Annotated in this window: 10 protein-coding genes; 2 read left to right on the forward strand and 8 right to left on the reverse strand. The window is 71.2% G+C overall.

Features of this window, described 5'->3' with window-relative positions; translation table 11 throughout:
* Positions 1-504: 504 nt before the first annotated feature.
* Entirely contained in the window at positions 505-3,030 is a 2,526-nt protein-coding gene (locus B7R87_RS18860; protein ID WP_006347474.1) for an ATP-dependent Clp protease ATP-binding subunit, read from the forward strand.
* 101 nt (positions 3,031-3,131) lie between these two features.
* On the opposite strand, the gene B7R87_RS18865 is transcribed toward B7R87_RS18860, so the two are convergent.
* From B7R87_RS18865 to B7R87_RS18875, 3 genes are read right to left on the reverse strand one after another with little or no spacing between them, the layout of a single operon-like run.
* Positions 3,132-5,489 (reverse strand): NACHT domain-containing protein, encoded by a 2,358-nt coding sequence (locus B7R87_RS18865; RefSeq protein ID WP_006347473.1) that lies wholly within the window; start codon positions 5,487-5,489, stop codon positions 3,132-3,134.
* The gene (locus B7R87_RS18870) at positions 5,486-5,854 is read right to left on the reverse strand and encodes a trypco2 family protein (RefSeq protein ID WP_006347472.1); all 369 of its coding nucleotides are present in this window, start codon (positions 5,852-5,854) and stop codon (positions 5,486-5,488) included. Before B7R87_RS18870 ends, B7R87_RS18865 begins: the two co-directional genes overlap by 4 nt.
* Before the next feature lie 2 nt (positions 5,855-5,856).
* Positions 5,857-9,141, reverse strand: a complete 3,285-nt coding sequence (locus B7R87_RS18875) for a serine protease (protein ID WP_045852919.1) — start codon at positions 9,139-9,141, stop codon at positions 5,857-5,859.
* A 493-nt stretch (positions 9,142-9,634) separates the two neighbouring features.
* Between B7R87_RS18875 and B7R87_RS18880 the strand changes: the two genes are divergently transcribed.
* Positions 9,635-10,312 carry a M23 family metallopeptidase gene (locus B7R87_RS18880; protein WP_006347470.1) on the forward strand — a complete coding sequence of 226 codons (678 nt, stop codon included), beginning with the start codon at positions 9,635-9,637 and terminating at the stop codon, positions 10,310-10,312.
* Between the two features lie 155 nt (positions 10,313-10,467).
* Here the strand turns inward: B7R87_RS18880 and cseC are convergent, their stop codons facing one another.
* The 5 genes from cseC to B7R87_RS18905 form a co-directional block, all read right to left on the reverse strand.
* The gene (gene cseC / locus B7R87_RS18885) at positions 10,468-12,060 is read right to left on the reverse strand and encodes a two-component system sensor histidine kinase CseC (protein ID WP_130584942.1); all 1,593 of its coding nucleotides are present in this window, start codon (positions 12,058-12,060) and stop codon (positions 10,468-10,470) included.
* Positions 12,057-12,758, reverse strand: a complete 702-nt coding sequence (cseB, locus tag B7R87_RS18890; protein WP_006347467.1) for a two-component system response regulator CseB — start codon at positions 12,756-12,758, stop codon at positions 12,057-12,059. Before cseB ends, cseC begins: the two co-directional genes overlap by 4 nt.
* 8 nt (positions 12,759-12,766) lie before the next feature.
* Complete coding sequence (locus B7R87_RS18895) at positions 12,767-13,525, reverse strand: hypothetical protein (RefSeq protein WP_006347466.1); 759 nt, start codon at positions 13,523-13,525, stop codon at positions 12,767-12,769.
* A 44-nt stretch (positions 13,526-13,569) separates the two neighbouring features.
* A complete protein-coding gene (locus tag B7R87_RS18900) occupies positions 13,570-14,286 on the reverse strand; it encodes a SigE family RNA polymerase sigma factor (RefSeq protein WP_130584941.1) in 717 nt (238 codons plus the stop codon).
* Positions 14,287-14,698: 412 nt separating this feature from the next.
* Positions 14,699-15,634, reverse strand: a complete 936-nt coding sequence (locus B7R87_RS18905; protein ID WP_233168878.1) for an HhH-GPD family protein — start codon at positions 15,632-15,634, stop codon at positions 14,699-14,701.
* Positions 15,635-15,768 lie beyond the last annotated feature (134 nt).

Below are 15,768 nucleotides of genomic sequence, written 5' to 3' on the forward strand. Positions count from 1 at the left end.
TGGCGGCGGAGGAGCCGGCCGCCGGGACGCCCGGGGTGGCAGCGGAGGCGGTACGGGCGGCGCTGCGCTCATGATTCCGGGAACTCCCCGAACCCCCCGAGGGTTACGCAGAGTGGCGAATCGTACGCACTCCGTGGCCCCGTGGCGGGCGATCACGGTCGTTCGGCCCCCGGACCTTGTTCGCCCGTAGCTGAGGGAACCGGGGCGTGCCGCATGGAGTGTCAGTGCTTACGGGTAAGACATTCCTAGTGAGGAGGGGCGACACGCTCGCACGGAGGCCGTGCGTTCGCCATCGGCGTACAGATGGTGAGAGTAACTGCCTGGCCTGCGGGAACATCGTCTCGCACCATCGGGTTGGAGCAGGTGTCGGCGTTCAGGGGTCAGGAGGCCACAGACGGGTGTCGGCAGTTGGAATGAGCGGTCCCCGCTTGCGGGACTAAGCTGCGGAAGGACAGGGAGGGGACCGACCCCTTACTGCCTGACCGCTCTGAGGAGCGATTAACGATGTTCGAGAGGTTCACCGACCGCGCGCGGCGGGTTGTCGTCCTGGCTCAGGAAGAAGCCCGGATGCTCAACCACAACTACATCGGCACCGAGCACATCCTCCTGGGCCTGATCCACGAGGGTGAGGGTGTCGCCGCTAAGGCCCTGGAGAGCCTCGGGATTTCGCTCGAGGCGGTCCGCCAGCAGGTTGAGGAGATCATCGGCCAGGGCCAGCAGGCCCCGTCCGGGCACATCCCCTTCACGCCCCGTGCCAAGAAGGTCCTGGAGCTGTCGCTCCGCGAGGCCCTCCAGCTCGGGCACAACTACATCGGCACCGAGCACATCCTGCTCGGCCTGATCCGCGAGGGCGAGGGCGTCGCCGCCCAGGTCCTGGTGAAGCTGGGCGCCGATCTGAACCGGGTCCGGCAGCAGGTCATCCAACTGCTCTCCGGCTACTCGGGCAAGGAGGCCGCCACCGCAGGCGGCCCCGCCGAGGGCACGCCGTCCACGTCCCTCGTCCTGGACCAGTTCGGCCGCAATCTCACGCAGGCCGCCCGCGAGTCCAAGCTCGACCCGGTCATCGGGCGCGAGAAGGAAATCGAGCGGGTCATGCAGGTGCTGTCCCGCCGCACCAAGAACAACCCCGTGCTCATCGGCGAGCCCGGCGTCGGCAAGACGGCCGTCGTCGAGGGCCTGGCGCAGGCCATCGTCAAGGGCGAGGTGCCCGAGACCCTCAAGGACAAGCACCTCTACACCCTCGACCTGGGCGCGCTGGTCGCCGGCTCCCGCTACCGCGGTGACTTCGAGGAGCGCCTGAAGAAGGTCCTCAAGGAGATCCGCACCCGCGGCGACATCATCCTGTTCATCGACGAGCTGCACACGCTCGTCGGCGCGGGTGCCGCCGAGGGCGCGATCGACGCCGCCTCCATCCTCAAGCCGATGCTGGCCCGCGGCGAGCTGCAGACCATCGGTGCCACGACGCTCGACGAGTACCGCAAGCACCTGGAGAAGGACGCCGCGCTGGAGCGCCGCTTCCAGCCGATCCAGGTCGCCGAGCCGTCGCTGCCGCACACCATCGAGATCCTCAAGGGCCTCCGCGACCGTTACGAGGCCCACCACCGGGTCTCCATCACGGACGAGGCCCTCGTCCAGGCCGCGACCCTGGCCGACCGGTACATCTCGGACCGCTTCCTGCCGGACAAGGCGATCGACCTGATCGACGAGGCCGGTTCCCGGATGCGCATCCGCCGGATGACCGCGCCGCCGGACCTCCGCGAGTTCGACGAGAAGATCGCGGGCGTGCGCCGCGACAAGGAGTCGGCGATCGACTCCCAGGACTTCGAGAAGGCGGCTTCCCTCCGCGACAAGGAGAAGCAGCTGCTGGCGGCGAAGGCCAAGCGCGAGAAGGAATGGAAGGCCGGCGACATGGACGTCGTCGCCGAGGTCGACGGCGAGCTCATCGCCGAAGTCCTCGCCACGGCCACCGGCATTCCCGTCTTCAAGCTGACGGAGGAGGAGTCCTCCCGCCTGCTCCGTATGGAGGACGAGCTCCACAAGCGCGTCATCGGGCAGAAGGACGCCATCAAGGCGCTCTCCCAGGCCATTCGCCGGACCCGTGCCGGTCTGAAGGACCCGAAGCGCCCCGGCGGCTCGTTCATCTTCGCCGGGCCGTCCGGTGTCGGTAAGACCGAGCTGTCCAAGACGCTCGCCGAATTCCTCTTCGGCGACGAGGACGCGCTGATCTCCCTCGACATGTCGGAGTTCAGCGAGAAGCACACGGTTTCCCGCCTCTTCGGCTCCCCGCCCGGATATGTGGGCTACGAGGAGGGCGGCCAGCTCACCGAGAAGGTGCGCCGCAAGCCGTTCTCCGTCGTCCTCTTCGACGAGGTCGAGAAGGCCCACCCCGATATCTTCAATTCCCTTCTCCAGATCCTGGAGGACGGTCGACTGACCGACTCCCAGGGCCGGGTCGTGGACTTCAAGAACACGGTCATCATCATGACGACCAACCTCGGGACCCGGGACATCTCCAAGGGATTCAACCTCGGCTTCGCCGCCCAGGGTGACGTCAAGACCGGCTACGACCGGATGAAGGCAAAGGTCAACGAGGAGCTGAAGCAGCACTTCCGCCCCGAGTTCCTGAACCGTGTCGACGACACCGTCGTCTTCCACCAGCTCTCCGAGGACGACATCATCCAGATCGTCGACCTCATGATCGCCAAGGTGGACGAGCGGCTGAAGGACCGCGACATGGGCCTGGAGCTGAGCTCCACCGCCAAGTCGCTCCTCGCCAAGAAGGGCTACGACCCCGTGCTGGGCGCCCGGCCGCTGCGCCGCACCATCCAGCGCGAGATCGAGGACATCCTCTCCGAGAAGATCCTCTTCGGTGAGCTGCGCCCCGGTCATATCGTGGTCGTCGACACCGAGGGCGAGGGCGAGGAGAAGAAGTTCGTCTTCCGCGGTGAGGAGAAGGCGGCGCTTCCGGACGTGCCTCCCATCGAGCAGGCGGCCGGCGGCGCCGGGCCGAACCTGTCGAAGGACGCGTAACAGCACCGCCGCGGGGACAGCCCCTCTGCGGCGTTGACGATTGAGGCCTTGGCCCGTACCGACGAGGTACGGGCCAAGGCCTCGGTCATGTCACGGGCGGTTCAGGCTCCGGCGGCGGAACTGCCGCCCGGGGGTCTTTCGCGGGCCAGACGGAGGGCCAGCCGTTCGGCGTAGACGCGGGCGGCGGGATCGTCGATGCGGCGCACCAGACGGGCGGTGGGGGCGAGGGCCTCGGCGGGCAGCTCCTCGGGCTCGGGCAGCAGGGTCAGTACGGACAGGCCGAGGCCGGACAGGACGTCCGCCATGGTCGTGCTGAGCGGCGGCAGGTACGCGTACAGAGTCCGCTCCACGGTCTCGCGGACATCGGGTTCGAGTGTGCTCGCGTGCTGAATGCAGAGTGCAGCCAGGACGGAGAGCCGTGCCTTGCCGTTCAGGTCCCGGGCGCTGTCCGCGGTGGCGAGGAGCCCCAGGGCCAGCCGGGCCAACTGCAGGCGGCTGCACTGACCGGCTGCCAGCAGGACGACATCGGACCACTGCTCGTCCTCGGCCCGGATGAACAGCTCCCCCAGGTAATCCCCTTCGACGACTTCCTTCGCCGTAAGGAAGGACTGGAAGGCGCGGTGCAGGAAGCGGAGGGAGCCGTCCGACTGTTCTGTGAGGAGGCCGCTGCGATTGAGGAGGTACCTCAGCAACCGGTCGGCGGGGCCCTGCGAAAGGAGGGCGGGGGCGGCGATGAGGGCGCTTTCGAGTTGGACGAGGGCCTGTGCCCGGCTGATCTCGCTCCGGTCGTTGCGCATCAGCCAGACGGCCAGCTGCTGAAGCAGGTGGCAGTGTTCCTCGATGGAGAGAGCGACGCCTTCGGACGGTCTGGAGAGGTGCACCACCCCCCAGGAGTCCCCGTCCCCCAGCAGCATCCTCAGGGCTTGGCCGTAGAGCACCCAGGGCTGCTCGGGGGGATCACCGCCGTGCTGCAGATGGAGAGCACAGACGACGCCGCAGAGCAGAGGGGTGCGGGCGAAGTCTCGCAGGGTGCGGTCGTGGGCGAGCCGCCGGAGCAGCCCGGCTTCCAGGAGGGACGGTTCCGAACCGGATCTGCCACAGGCGCGCGCCGCTGCGAACCAGGCGCTGACGAACCCCTCGATATCGGAGTCGCCCAACGGCAGGAGGAGCCCCTCGTCGAAATCATCGGAGGCCAGCCAGTCCTGGACCACGGCCGACGGCCGTACGGTGACGACGCAGCGGGTCTCCGGGAACTCCCGCAGCAGCTCGCCCAGCCAGTGGCGGGCGGCCTCCCGCTCCCTCGCCGGTACCTCGTCCACCCCGTCGACCAGGAGCAGCGCCCGGCCTTCTGACAGAACGCGCAGTGCCCAGCCTTCGGGGGCATCTGGTCCGACTATCCGTGTCACTTTGGGAAGCCGCTCGGGCCCCGGCAGGCCCGGTTCCTTTCCGGACACGCTGCACAGCGGAATCAGGAAGGGGACCAAGCCGTTGAGTTCCCTCAACTCGGAGGGGAAGCTACGGGTGACTGCCCGGGCCGCGAGCCACATCAGCAAGGTGGTCTTTCCGGAGCCCGCTTCACCGCGCAGCAGTACCCGGTGGCGACCCCCGAGCAAGGTGTCGACCCTCTCGACATCACTCGGATCGGTCGTCGGGGCCCGGCCCTCGAATGCGGCCGCCAGGCTCAGATACGCAGTGTCGAGATCCCACTGGGACTCCAGTACGTCGAGCGCGTCCAGACCGAAGACCATGGTCTTGCGGTAGGCGTGGACGAGGGCCGCTCCGTACTCCTCCTCGTACCGGATGTCGTCGGGGCGGCCGTGGACGACCGTCTCCAGGGACGACGGAATCCAGGGCGCCAGCGCGCACAGGCCCGGGTGCTCGGCCAGGCGCCGGGTGGGGAGGCAGTGGGCGCGGATCCGGCCGCCGTTGCCGGAGAGCCGCTGGACCAGGCCGAGAAGGGTGTCCCCGGCGAAGAGGGGTGCGCCGATCAGACTGGTGACGGAGTGGGGGTCGGTGGGGTCGGCGGGGTCGGCGGGGTCGTCCTCGGGAGGGGTGTCGAAGTCGAAGAGCAGTGTCCCGGGGTCGGTGACCGGCGGGACGGTGCCGGTGAACCAGCGGGCCTTGAACCCGCCCCGGGCGGAACCGCGTCCCACGGGGTGGCCGATGATCCGGCCGGGAACGGGCCGGTCGGTGGCGAGGGCACCGAGCCGGGGCTGGAATCCGAGCCGCCCGTTGCCCGCGAGGAGGACCGCCGCGTCGAGCCGGGAATCGGACCAGATCACCGGATGGTCGCCCCGGCCGACGCTGGTCGCGGGGTTGATGACGCGGGCGCTCTGCCGGGCACCGACGACCCGGGCACAGGTCAGTACGAGATGGGGCGAGATGCGCACCCCGGTGCCCTGGACCTCGCCCGCGACCATCACCACCAGGTCCTCGTGCCCGGGGCGGCCGGGGGTCACGGCAGATCCGGGCCGGGGTGGGTGCGGCCGAAGTCGCTGGTGTCGCCCAGGTCGTCGTGGCCGACCAGCCAGGCGCCGCCGGTCCGGGGGTCCTGCGGTCTGAGGGTGAGGGCCACGCGGTGGGTGCCGGTGCTGCCGCGGGTGTGGTCGGCGCCCGCGTCCACGACCCAGGCCCTCACCCTGCCCCCGGCGGTGGTGTCGCGGCGCAGTTCGACGGTGAACTCCAGCTCGACGTCGCCGACCTGGAACTGGACGGCGGAGCCGTTGCCGCGGGCGGCGGCGGTGATGAGCTGGGCCCGGACGGCGTCGACGGCGTCGGCGAGGTCGATGAGGGGGGAGGGGAGGGTGGGGTCGGTGGAGGACATGGTCAGCCTTCCGGTGGTATGGGCTTGAGCAGGGGGAACGTGAGCCGGCTGCCGAAGTGTTCATGACCGGTCAGTTGGAGTGGATTGGTGCAGAAAATCTTGATGCGCAGTTGATCCGCAGCGCTGTGCAGCGGGGTGAGGTCGATTTCGTATGGGGGCGCTGCGGTGAGGTCGAATTGAAGGGCTTCCAACTCGGGGAAGGCGCGGGCAATGATGTCCAGCTCGGTGGCGGAGGGGAAGTGGTGGAACCCGAGGCGTTTGATCCAGGAGGAGAGGACGCCAGCGCTGTCGATCTCCACTTGCCGGTTCAACCGGAGGTCGCGCAGGGATCGGATCGGGTTCGCCGTCCCGATCAACGAGGAGAGCCGGGCCGGTCCCTCCAGGGACAACATCTGAGGCATCCAGCTTTCCAGGGCGCGATAGGGAATTTCCTGGTTGCCGAGCACATGGAGCTGATCGACCATCGGCCGGGGGCCGGGCAGACTCAGCGCTTGGATATCAGTGGTGAAGGAGGAGAGCCGCTGGTTCGACAGTGCGCTCAACGAGGTCAACGCCGGGCAGTCCTCCAGTTCGAGGTGGAGGACGGACCGACGTTCGGCTACGGCCCGGAGATCGGTGAGGACGGTGTTCCCCCGGAGGCCGACTCTGAACAGCCCGTTCTCCGGTAGTCCGGAGTGCAGCTCGTCCGATGAGTGGTCTCCGTACACCGTGACGATGGTGATCGACCCCAGGCCTTTGAGCAGGTCGAGATGCTCTCGTGTGGTGACGGGCACATTCACGTTGTGCAGAGAGACGCGGGACAGCACCTCGTGGGCGTACCGTCGCGCGGGGAAGCCGGACCAGGCATCGGCGAGGGCCCAGACATGTCCTGGACGTTCGGCCTCGGTGAACTTGCCCAGGCGGGGGATCGCGGATTCGTCGCCCACGAAGGCATACACGCGGATGACGCGCCGGTCGGCGTAATGGTCGCCGGAAGGGCCGGGTAGCAGCGGCAGGATGTAGTCCCCCAACTCGGCCAGGAGCCGGACCTCCCGCTCGTTCCGGGGCGGCATCACGCTCCGTACCGCCCCCTCCGCCCTCGCCCTCGTCCCGGCGTCCAGAAAGACGGCGTTGGCTGCGCACTGGCCCGCGAGGATCAGCAGGGCACGATCTTCCGGGCCGCCGTCCGGGGCGACCTTGTCGATCAGGCCGTTGACGAGGCGGCCCACCCGGCGGTCCAGATGGCCGACCGAGAGCAGGATGACGTCCCGCCACAGCTCGTCCCCGGCGCGGATCACGATCTCCTCGACGCTGTCGGTCTCGGCCAGCTCCTTCGCCGCCAGATAGTCCTGGAAGGTGCGGTGGATGAACTGGATCGCGTCGTCGGCGCGCTGCTGGAGCAGTCCGCTGCGGTTGATCAGGTGGGTCAGGATCCGGCGGGCGTCGGCCTGCTCCCTCACCTGGGGCATATAGCCCGTGGCCTGGTCGATCCGCTGGACCGCCTCGTCGGGGGTGAACTGGGTCCGGCCGCAGCGCACCAGCCAGACGGCGATGTGCTGGAGCAGCAGCCGGTGCTCGTCGACGCCGATGTTCAGGCCCTCGGGGGCGTCGATGCCCCGGTCCCGGTCGCGTTTGCCCAGCAGCATGTCGAGGGTGGCCCGGTACAGCTCCCAGCGGGTGTGCGGGAGCCGGCCGCGGCGTTTGCGGTGCAGCGCGCAGATGACGGCGCAGAGCAGGGGCGTACGGGCGAGATCGCGCAGGACGCGGTTGCCGGTGAACTCGCGGGTGAGCTGCTGCCGCAGTTCGTCCAGGCGCCGGGCTTCGGCGGCGGCGCGGCCCTGGTCGCGTCCGGCGTATTCAAGGTGGGCGGCGCGGTGCCAGGCGGCGACGAAGGCGGTGATGTCGTCGTCGCTCATCGGCAGGAGCAGCAGATCGGTGAAGCCCTCGCCGGTCAGCCAGTCCCTCTCGACGGCGCCCGGGCGGACGGTGGCCAGGCAGCGGGTGTCGGGGTAGCGGGCCAGGAGCCGGGTCAGCCAGGCGCGGGCCCGGTCGCGGTCGTCCTGGGGAAGCTCGTCGACCCCGTCGACCAGGAGGAAGCCGCGGCCGGATTCGAGGATGCGTTCCGCCCAGCCGTCCGGGGCGCGGCCGACGGCGAGCCCGGCGACGTGCCCCAGCTCGTCGGGAGTGGGGAAGGCAACCTTCTGGTCCGGGAGCCTGCGCAGGCTGCGCATCGGGACGACGAGGGGGACCAGGCCGTTCAGCTCGTCCAGCTCGCCGGGGAGGGTGCCGCAGGCGGCGTGGGCTGCCAGCCACCACACCAGGGTGGTCTTGCCCGCCCCGGCCTCCCCGCGCAGCAGGATGCGGTTGCTGCGGCCGAGTAACTGCTCCACCCGGCGTGGGCGGTCGTCGAGGGAAGGGCCGGACCGGACGCCCACGCCCACGACATCGTCAAAGTCGCGGAGGGTGACGGCGTCGGGCTCGTCCGGCAACGGTTCGCGCATCCCGGCCGACAGCTTCCCGGGCCCGCGCCGCAGCTCCTCGTCCCGCCCCGTCGCCTCCAGGCTCAGATACGCGGTGTCCAGGTCCCAGCTCGACTCGCTGACGCCCAGCTCGTCGATGCCGAAGATCTCCGTCTTGCCGTACTGGGCCTTCACCGCGTCCGCGTACCGCTCCTCGAAGGGGGCGTCCGCGGGGTCGAAGCCGGACATCCGCTCCAGCCGGGGGGTGGCCGGGAGGCTGCCGAAGGCCCAGCTCGCCAGGGCTTCGATGGGGACGGCTTCGAGCTGCTGGCCGTGGACCCCGCTGACCTTCGCGACGATGCCCAGCAGGACGGGGCCCGCGAGGACGGGGGCGCCGGAGAGCCCGGCGAGGGGGGAGCGGCCGTCGGGGGACGGCGGGCCCGGGGTGTGGTCCAGCCAGAGGGTGAGGGCGCCCCGGGCCTGTCCGGCGGCGGGCAGGACGGTCCCCGTGTACTGGCCGAAGTCGAGCTTGTTGCCGCCGTAGCGCTGATGGCCGGGGAAGCCGGTGGTCTGGATGTGGTGCAGGGGATCGTCCCTGGTCAGAGCGGCGATACGGAGGCGGCCGAGGCGATCGGCGGAGACGATGTCCTCGCCCGCGCGCAGCAGGACCGCATCCCGGCCCGGCCAGACCTTCACCACGTCGCAGGGGAAGGGCCGGCTGCTGGTCAGATGCAGCACGCTCGGCCCGCCGCGCCGGCCGTTCAGGACATGTGCGCAGGTCAGCACGTGTCTGGGGGTGAGAAGGACGCCGGTGCCCTGCTGACTGCCGAGGACGGCGACCACTCGCATGGAAGGGCCGTTCCGCACGCTTTCCACCCCCGTTTACGCCCCCGCTTTCCCCTCCGACATTAGTGGCGGGGGCCACAATGGCGCCGCCGAATCCGTGACAAGGCACACAGGCCGTTTCGGGCCTACTAGCCGTTTTAGGAGTGCGGTCCGGGTGGGCCCGGGGAGCCGGGGGCGGTGCGGGGCCCGGGGCGGGGCCGGTTTCGCGGGTACGGGCGCCGGGGCCCGGTTCCGGGGTGCGGCGGGTGCCCGGGGGGACCGGGCGTACATGCGGTTAAACCCCATTTCAGGGCGGAAATTCCGGGCCTTTTGATCATGCCTGAAGTAAATGATCGAAAGGTGTCAATGGGGTGAATCACCACGTCGCCGCTACGACGGAATGTCGTAGTTGGGGGGTTTGAGGTGAAGTGCCGGGGTCGGTTACCAAGGGATGGCGACAACGCACCCCCGGCGCAATTCCGCGTCGGGTCACTTTCTGCCCGGAGGCATTTCTCTTATGACGCGCGTCACTTCCCGATTCCCCCGCCCGGCGTTTCTCCGCACCCGCGCCGGCATCCTGGTCGCAGGCCTGGGAGCAACCGCCGTGCTCGGAACGGGCGCCGCGTTTGCCGTAGAGGCCACCGGCTCCCCGTCCGCCGCCCCCGTCAAGGCCGCCGAGAAGGCCCCTGCGGCCGCCAAGGCCGCCGCGCCGGTCAAGGCCGTCCCGCAGGCCGCCCCCAAGGCTGCTCCCCAGGCCGCCCCGAAGGCCGCCGCCCCGGCCTGGGTGAAGCCCCTCGGCTCGTACACGCTGAGCGCCACCTACGGCAAGGCCGGCGGCATGTGGGCCAGCAACCACTCCGGCCAGGACTTCGCCGTCCCGACCGGCACCCCGGTCGTCTCCATCGGCGCCGGTACCGTCGTGAAGGCCGGCCCGAACGGCGCCGGTGACGGTCCCGCCTACGGCAATGCCGTCGTCGTCAAGCACAACAACGGCATGTACTCGCAGTACGCCCACCTCTCCACGGTGAACGTCTCCGCGGGCCAGACCGTCAAGGCCGGTCAGCTGATCGCCAAGTCCGGCAACACCGGAAACTCCAGCGGTCCGCACCTGCACATGGAGATCCGTACGACCCCGAACTACGGCAGCTCCGTCGACCCGGTCGGCTTCCTGCGCTCCGTCGGCGTCAGCATCTGACCCGAGGCGTACGCCACCGTGTACCGGCCGTAACGGCCGGTACCCCCCCGTGTGCCACGACCCCGAGAACGGCTTCCCGCCGTCCTCGGGGTCGTGGCGTTTCCCCCGCGCACTCCCGGTGCCGGTGCCGGTGCCGGGGCCTGGTCCGATGCCGGTCAGGGGTCGAGCGCCCGCAGCTCGTCCTCCGACAGCATCGGGAAGCTGCCCGTGTTCGTCGGAGCGTGTTCGGGCAGCCACAGCACGGCGATCGCGCCACCCGGCTCCGCCGCGGGAGCGGCGCCCGTGGGACCGGCGCCCGCCGACGGCCCGGAGCCCCGCCGGGACGCGCAGTCCCGCCGGGGCCCGGATCCCGTCCCCGTACCCGAGCCGTCTCCCGCACCGGCCCCCGCCGCCTTCCGCGGCACCGGCCCGCTCGGCCCGGCGTTGCGGAACGTCAGCCGGGCGCCCAGCACCCGCGCCTGCCCCGCCGCGATCGTCAGCCCCAGCCCATGGCCCGTACCCGCCCGGTCACTGGCCCCGGTACGGAACCGGCTCGGCCCGTCCCGCAGCAGTGCCTCCGGGAAACCGGGCCCGTGGTCCCGTACCCGTACCACCCGGCCCTCGACGGTGACCTCCACCGGCGCCGCCCCGTACTTCACCGCGTTCGTCAGCAGATTCAGCAGAATGCGCTCCAGCCGCCGCGGATCGGTCGCCACCCACGACTCGTGCACCACCTGGACCCGGACATCCGGATTGAGCAGGGCCACCCGGCGGCTGACGAACTCGCCCAGCGCGATCTCCTGAAGCTCCGCCCGCTCCGAAGCGCCGTCGAGCCTGGCCACCTCCAGCACGTCCTCCACCAGCGTCCGCATCGCCTGCGCCCGGTCCCGTACCAGCTCCGAAGGCCGCCCCGGCGGCAGCAGCTCGGCCGCCGTCAGCAGCCCCGTCACCGGGGTCCGCAGCTCGTGCGCGATATCGGCGGTGACCCGCCGCTCCGCCTCGATCCGCTCGTGCAGCGCGTCCGTGAGCGCGTCCACGGCCCGCGCGAGATCGTCCGTCTCGTCCCGGACGACCCCGCCGATCGCATCCCGGACCCGGACCTCCGTCCGGCCCGCGGCCACCGTCGCGGCGGCCGAAGCCGCCTTCCGCAGCCTCCGCGAGATCTGCCCGCCGACCAGCACCCCGAGCGCACAGCCGCCGAAGACGACCGACACCGAGCCGATGATCAGCGCACGGTTGAGATCGCCCAGGACGGTCGCCGTACGCCCGGTGAACTGGATCCGCAGGGACAGCACGTGTCCGTCGGTGGTCGGGACCGCAGCCCACACCTCCGGCGGCCCGTCGCCGTCGTCCACGACATACGTCCCCTGGCGGTGCTGCGCCGTGAGCCGCCGCAGCTCCCGCGGCAGCTCCCGGTCGTCGATCTTGGCGCCGAAGCGGGGCTCCTTGTTCTTGGTCGTCTCGTACCAGCGCTGGGCCAGCAGCACCCGGTCCATCTGGACGTCACGGGTGTTGTCGAGCATGGAGACCCGCGCCGCGTTGTGCACCACCAGACTGAGAGTGACCGCGATCAGCGCGCCCACGGCCGCGATCGCGATGCTGATCTTCCAGCGGATGCCGGTACGGATCACGGGCCGCCGGAACAGCGGCGGCCGGGCCGCCGGCTCCGTCCCGCCCGGGCGGGGATCCGGCACCCCGGCGGATGCCGTAGTTTCGGCGGGCCCGGCAGCCTCAGCGGCCGCGGCGGGCTTGTTCGGTGGCCGCTTCATGCCTTGAGCTTGTAGCCGAACCCGCGGACCGTTTCGATCCGGTCCTGGCCGATCTTGACCCGCAGCCGCTGGACATGGACGTCCACGACCCGGGTGTCGCCGCCCCACCCGTAGTCCCAGACCCGCTCCAGCAGCTTCTCGCGGGAGAGCACGGTCCCCGGCGCCGACGAGAACTCCAGCAGCAGCCGCATCTCCGTCGGCGTCAGCGCCACCGGCACCTCGCCCCGGCGGACCTCCATACCCTCCGTGTCCACCACCAGATCACCGAAGGTGAGCACCGGCCCCTGGCCCCCGGGACCGTCGCCCGCCGCGCCGTCGCCGCCGCCCGCATGGCCGAAACGGCGCAGGACCGCCCGGATCCGGGCGACGAGCACCGCACCGTCGAACGGCTTCGTGACGTAGTCGTCGGCACCCGCCTCCAGACCGAGGACCACGTCGATGGAGTCCGCGCGCGCCGACAGCATGATGACCGGCACGGTCGACTCGTCCCGGATCCGGCGGCACAGGCTGACCCCGTCCAGCCCGGGCACCATCACATCGAGCAGTGCGATATCCGGCCGGTCCGCGCGGAACGCCTCCAGCCCGAGGAGCCCGTCGGGCATCGCCGTCACCGTGAAACCCTGCCGTTCGAGGGCGAGTTGGGTGGCTTCCCGGATGACGTCGTCGTCCTCGACGAACAGGACATGGGTCTCGGCCATCGGGTCTCTCAGCTCTTCTCTCGGTCGGCAGCCGGGGCCTGGGCGGCCGTGGTCGGGGGGATCGTGGCACGGTGCGGAAACGGGGCGGCGGGCAGGACGGTGGTGACGGGCCCGGACCGGCCGCCCTGCACGATGGTGCGCCCCGGGTTGACGGGCTGTGAGCCGGGCTCGAACACGCCGCCGTCCGCCGACGGCAGCCCGCCGTACTCGGTCCGGGTCCAGTGCGCCCGCGTGAACCGTCCGGAGGTGCCGCCGGACCAGCGGTACGTCGACACCTCCTCGGCCGTCGGCGTGGCGACCGGATCGGACTTCCCGTACACCTGCTTGGTGACCACCAGCTCGTCCCGGTCGATCGACGAGTAGACGGCGGGCTCCGACGTCCCGAACACCTGCACATAGCCGGTGCCGTTGGACCGGTACACAAAGGACCCGATGGCCACCCCGTCCCCGCAGGACGTGACGTTGACGACGACATCGGGCACCGAACCGCCGGTGAGATGGCCGAGCGCCACATCCACCGGGAACTGGTCCTCGACGCAGGGCTTGAGGCTGTCTTTGATCGACGGATCCACCTTGGGGTCCTTGCGGAGCAGCGCGACCGCGTCGGGCGCCTTCGCGCCGGTGCCCGGCGCCTGACCCGGCGGCGAGGAGGCGGGCCCGCCCGGGTTCTTCGCCGCCTCGCCGGGCGCCGGTCCGCTGTCCCGCAGACCCGTACCGCCCGCCGAACACCCCACCGCGAACACGCCGAGGACGGCGAGCGCGGCCACTGCCTCAACGCTCGCCGTCCACCGGCGCCTGCCGCGTCCTCTTCTCAGGCCGCGCACCGCTCCTGCCCCCGTCCGTCCTGCTGCTGTCCCGGCCGTACCGCCCGCCGCACCTGTCGCGGCACCCGCCGCTCCTCGGCGGCCGAAAGCTCCGCCCGGCCGCGGACCGGGGTCTCGCGGGCCGCCGGGCGCTCCCGGCCCGGGGCGTCACCGCCGCCGGTCCGCACCGAACGCAGCGACCGCTCCCCGATCCCCAGGTCCCGGCACTCCGCCGCCCGGCTCTCCAGCTCCTGACGGAGTCTCGCGAGCGCCCGGTGCAGGGTGCTCTTCACCGTACCGGTCGACATACCCAGCGCGGCGGCGGTTTCCTCCGTGCTCATCTGCTCCCAGTGCCGCAGCACGACGACGCTGCGCTGCTTGGGCGCCAGCACCTTCAGCGCGTCCAGCAGCAGGGCGCGGTCCGCGCGCTGCTCGGTGCCGTCGTCGACCGAGGCGTCCGGCAGCTGCTCCGTGGGCACCTCGTCGAGCTTGCGGGCCCGCCACCACTCCGTCCGGGTGTTGATCATCACCCGGCGCAGATAGGCGTCGGCGAGCGACTTGTCGGCGATGCCGTCCCAGCGGCCGTACGTCCGCACCAGCGCGGTCTGGAGCAGGTCCTGTGCATCGACCGGATCCGGAACCAGACGGCGGGCACTGCGCAGCAGCGCATCCTGCCGAGTGCGTACGTACTCCTCGAAGCCGAGCACCTCACCCTGCGCCGTCATTCCGACCGCCTCCACCCCGTGTCCCGTCCCTCCGGCCCTTGCAGAACCGAAACTACGGAGCGGTTGTCACGGCACTGTGGTGTGCACCCGACGGCGGACGCACGGCCGTCCATCGGTTGTGTAACAGCCGAGGTTTCAGGGTGGGGCCGGTGGGGAAAGGCGCCTGGTCATCGTCGTTTTCGCGATGTTTCAGCGGCTGCGGCGGTGCGGCGGATGCAGTGGTGAATGTGACGGCGAAGGCGACAGGAGCGGGTCGTCCCGGGGGACGGCCGCAGGCGCCGGACGGTCCGCCCCCGCGGACGGTCCGGCGGTACGGGGTGTCCGTCCGGCAGCCCGGAGACGCGGGACCGGCGGGAAGCCGGGGAGCACGGGCCGGAACGGCCCGGCGCGGGCCCGCCGGGGGTGGCCCGGATCAGCCCGGCAGCCGGTACAGCCCGCCGTCCAGCGGCTCGACCAGCCCGTCCGCGACCAGCCCGTCCAGCGCCCGGGCCCGCTGCACCGGCTCGTGCCACACCGAGTCCAGCGCCGACTGCGGCACCGGCTCGCGCGACGCCCGCAGCACCGCCAGCAGCTTGCCCCGCACCTGACGGTCCGTACCCGCGTACGTCTGCCCGCGCCGGGCCGCGCCCTGGTGCGCGGGCTTCCCGGCCAGCCGCCAGGCGCACTGCGCGGCGATCGGGCAGCGTCCGCAGTCCTCGCCGCGAGCCGTGCAGACCAGCGCGCCCAGCTCCATGGAGGCGGCGGCCCAGCGCGCCGCGGTCGCGTCGTCGTCCGGCAGCAGGGCCCGGGCCAGCTTCCGCTCGGCGGCGGTGGTCGCCGTCGGCGGGTACTGGATACCGGTCGACGCACGGGCGAAGACCCGCCGCACATTGGTGTCGAGGACGGCGTGCCGCTGGCCGTATGCGAAGGAGGCCACCGCGGCTGCCGTGTACTCGCCGATCCCGGGCAGTGCCAGCAGCTGCGCATGGTCGCTCGGTACGTCACCGCCGTGCCGCTCCGCTATCGCCTGCGCCGCTCCGTGCAGCCGCAGGGCACGGCGGGGATAGCCGAGCCGGCCCCAGGCGCGGACGGCCTCGCCCGAGGGCTCGGCCGCGAGATCGGCGGGCCGGGGCCAGCGGGCCAGCCACTGCTCGTACACGGGAAGCACCCGGCTGACGGGGGTCTGCTGGAGCATGAACTCGGAGACCATCACACCCCACGCGCCCGCTTCGGGGCGGCGCCAGGGCAGATCGCGGGCGTGCTCGTCGAACCACGCGATCACAGGGCTGTGGAGGGACGCGGCGTCGGAGGCGGAGGGCTCGCCGGCGGACCCGGCGGCGGGGGCGGGGGCAGTCGTCGTGTCAGTCATGGCCCTTCGATCCTGACACGTCGCCGGGGGCGGTCATCGCAACTGCCCCGGACCGTGGGCCAAGCGGTGCCGGGGGTCCGGCCGTGTGGCGCAGTGCCTTGGACCAAGTGGTCCACCCGCCCCGCCCCGGCCGC

Origin of the sequence: Streptomyces tsukubensis (assembly GCF_003932715.1) — a bacterium.
Classification (GTDB): Bacteria; Actinomycetota; Actinomycetes; order Streptomycetales; family Streptomycetaceae; genus Streptomyces; species Streptomyces tsukubensis.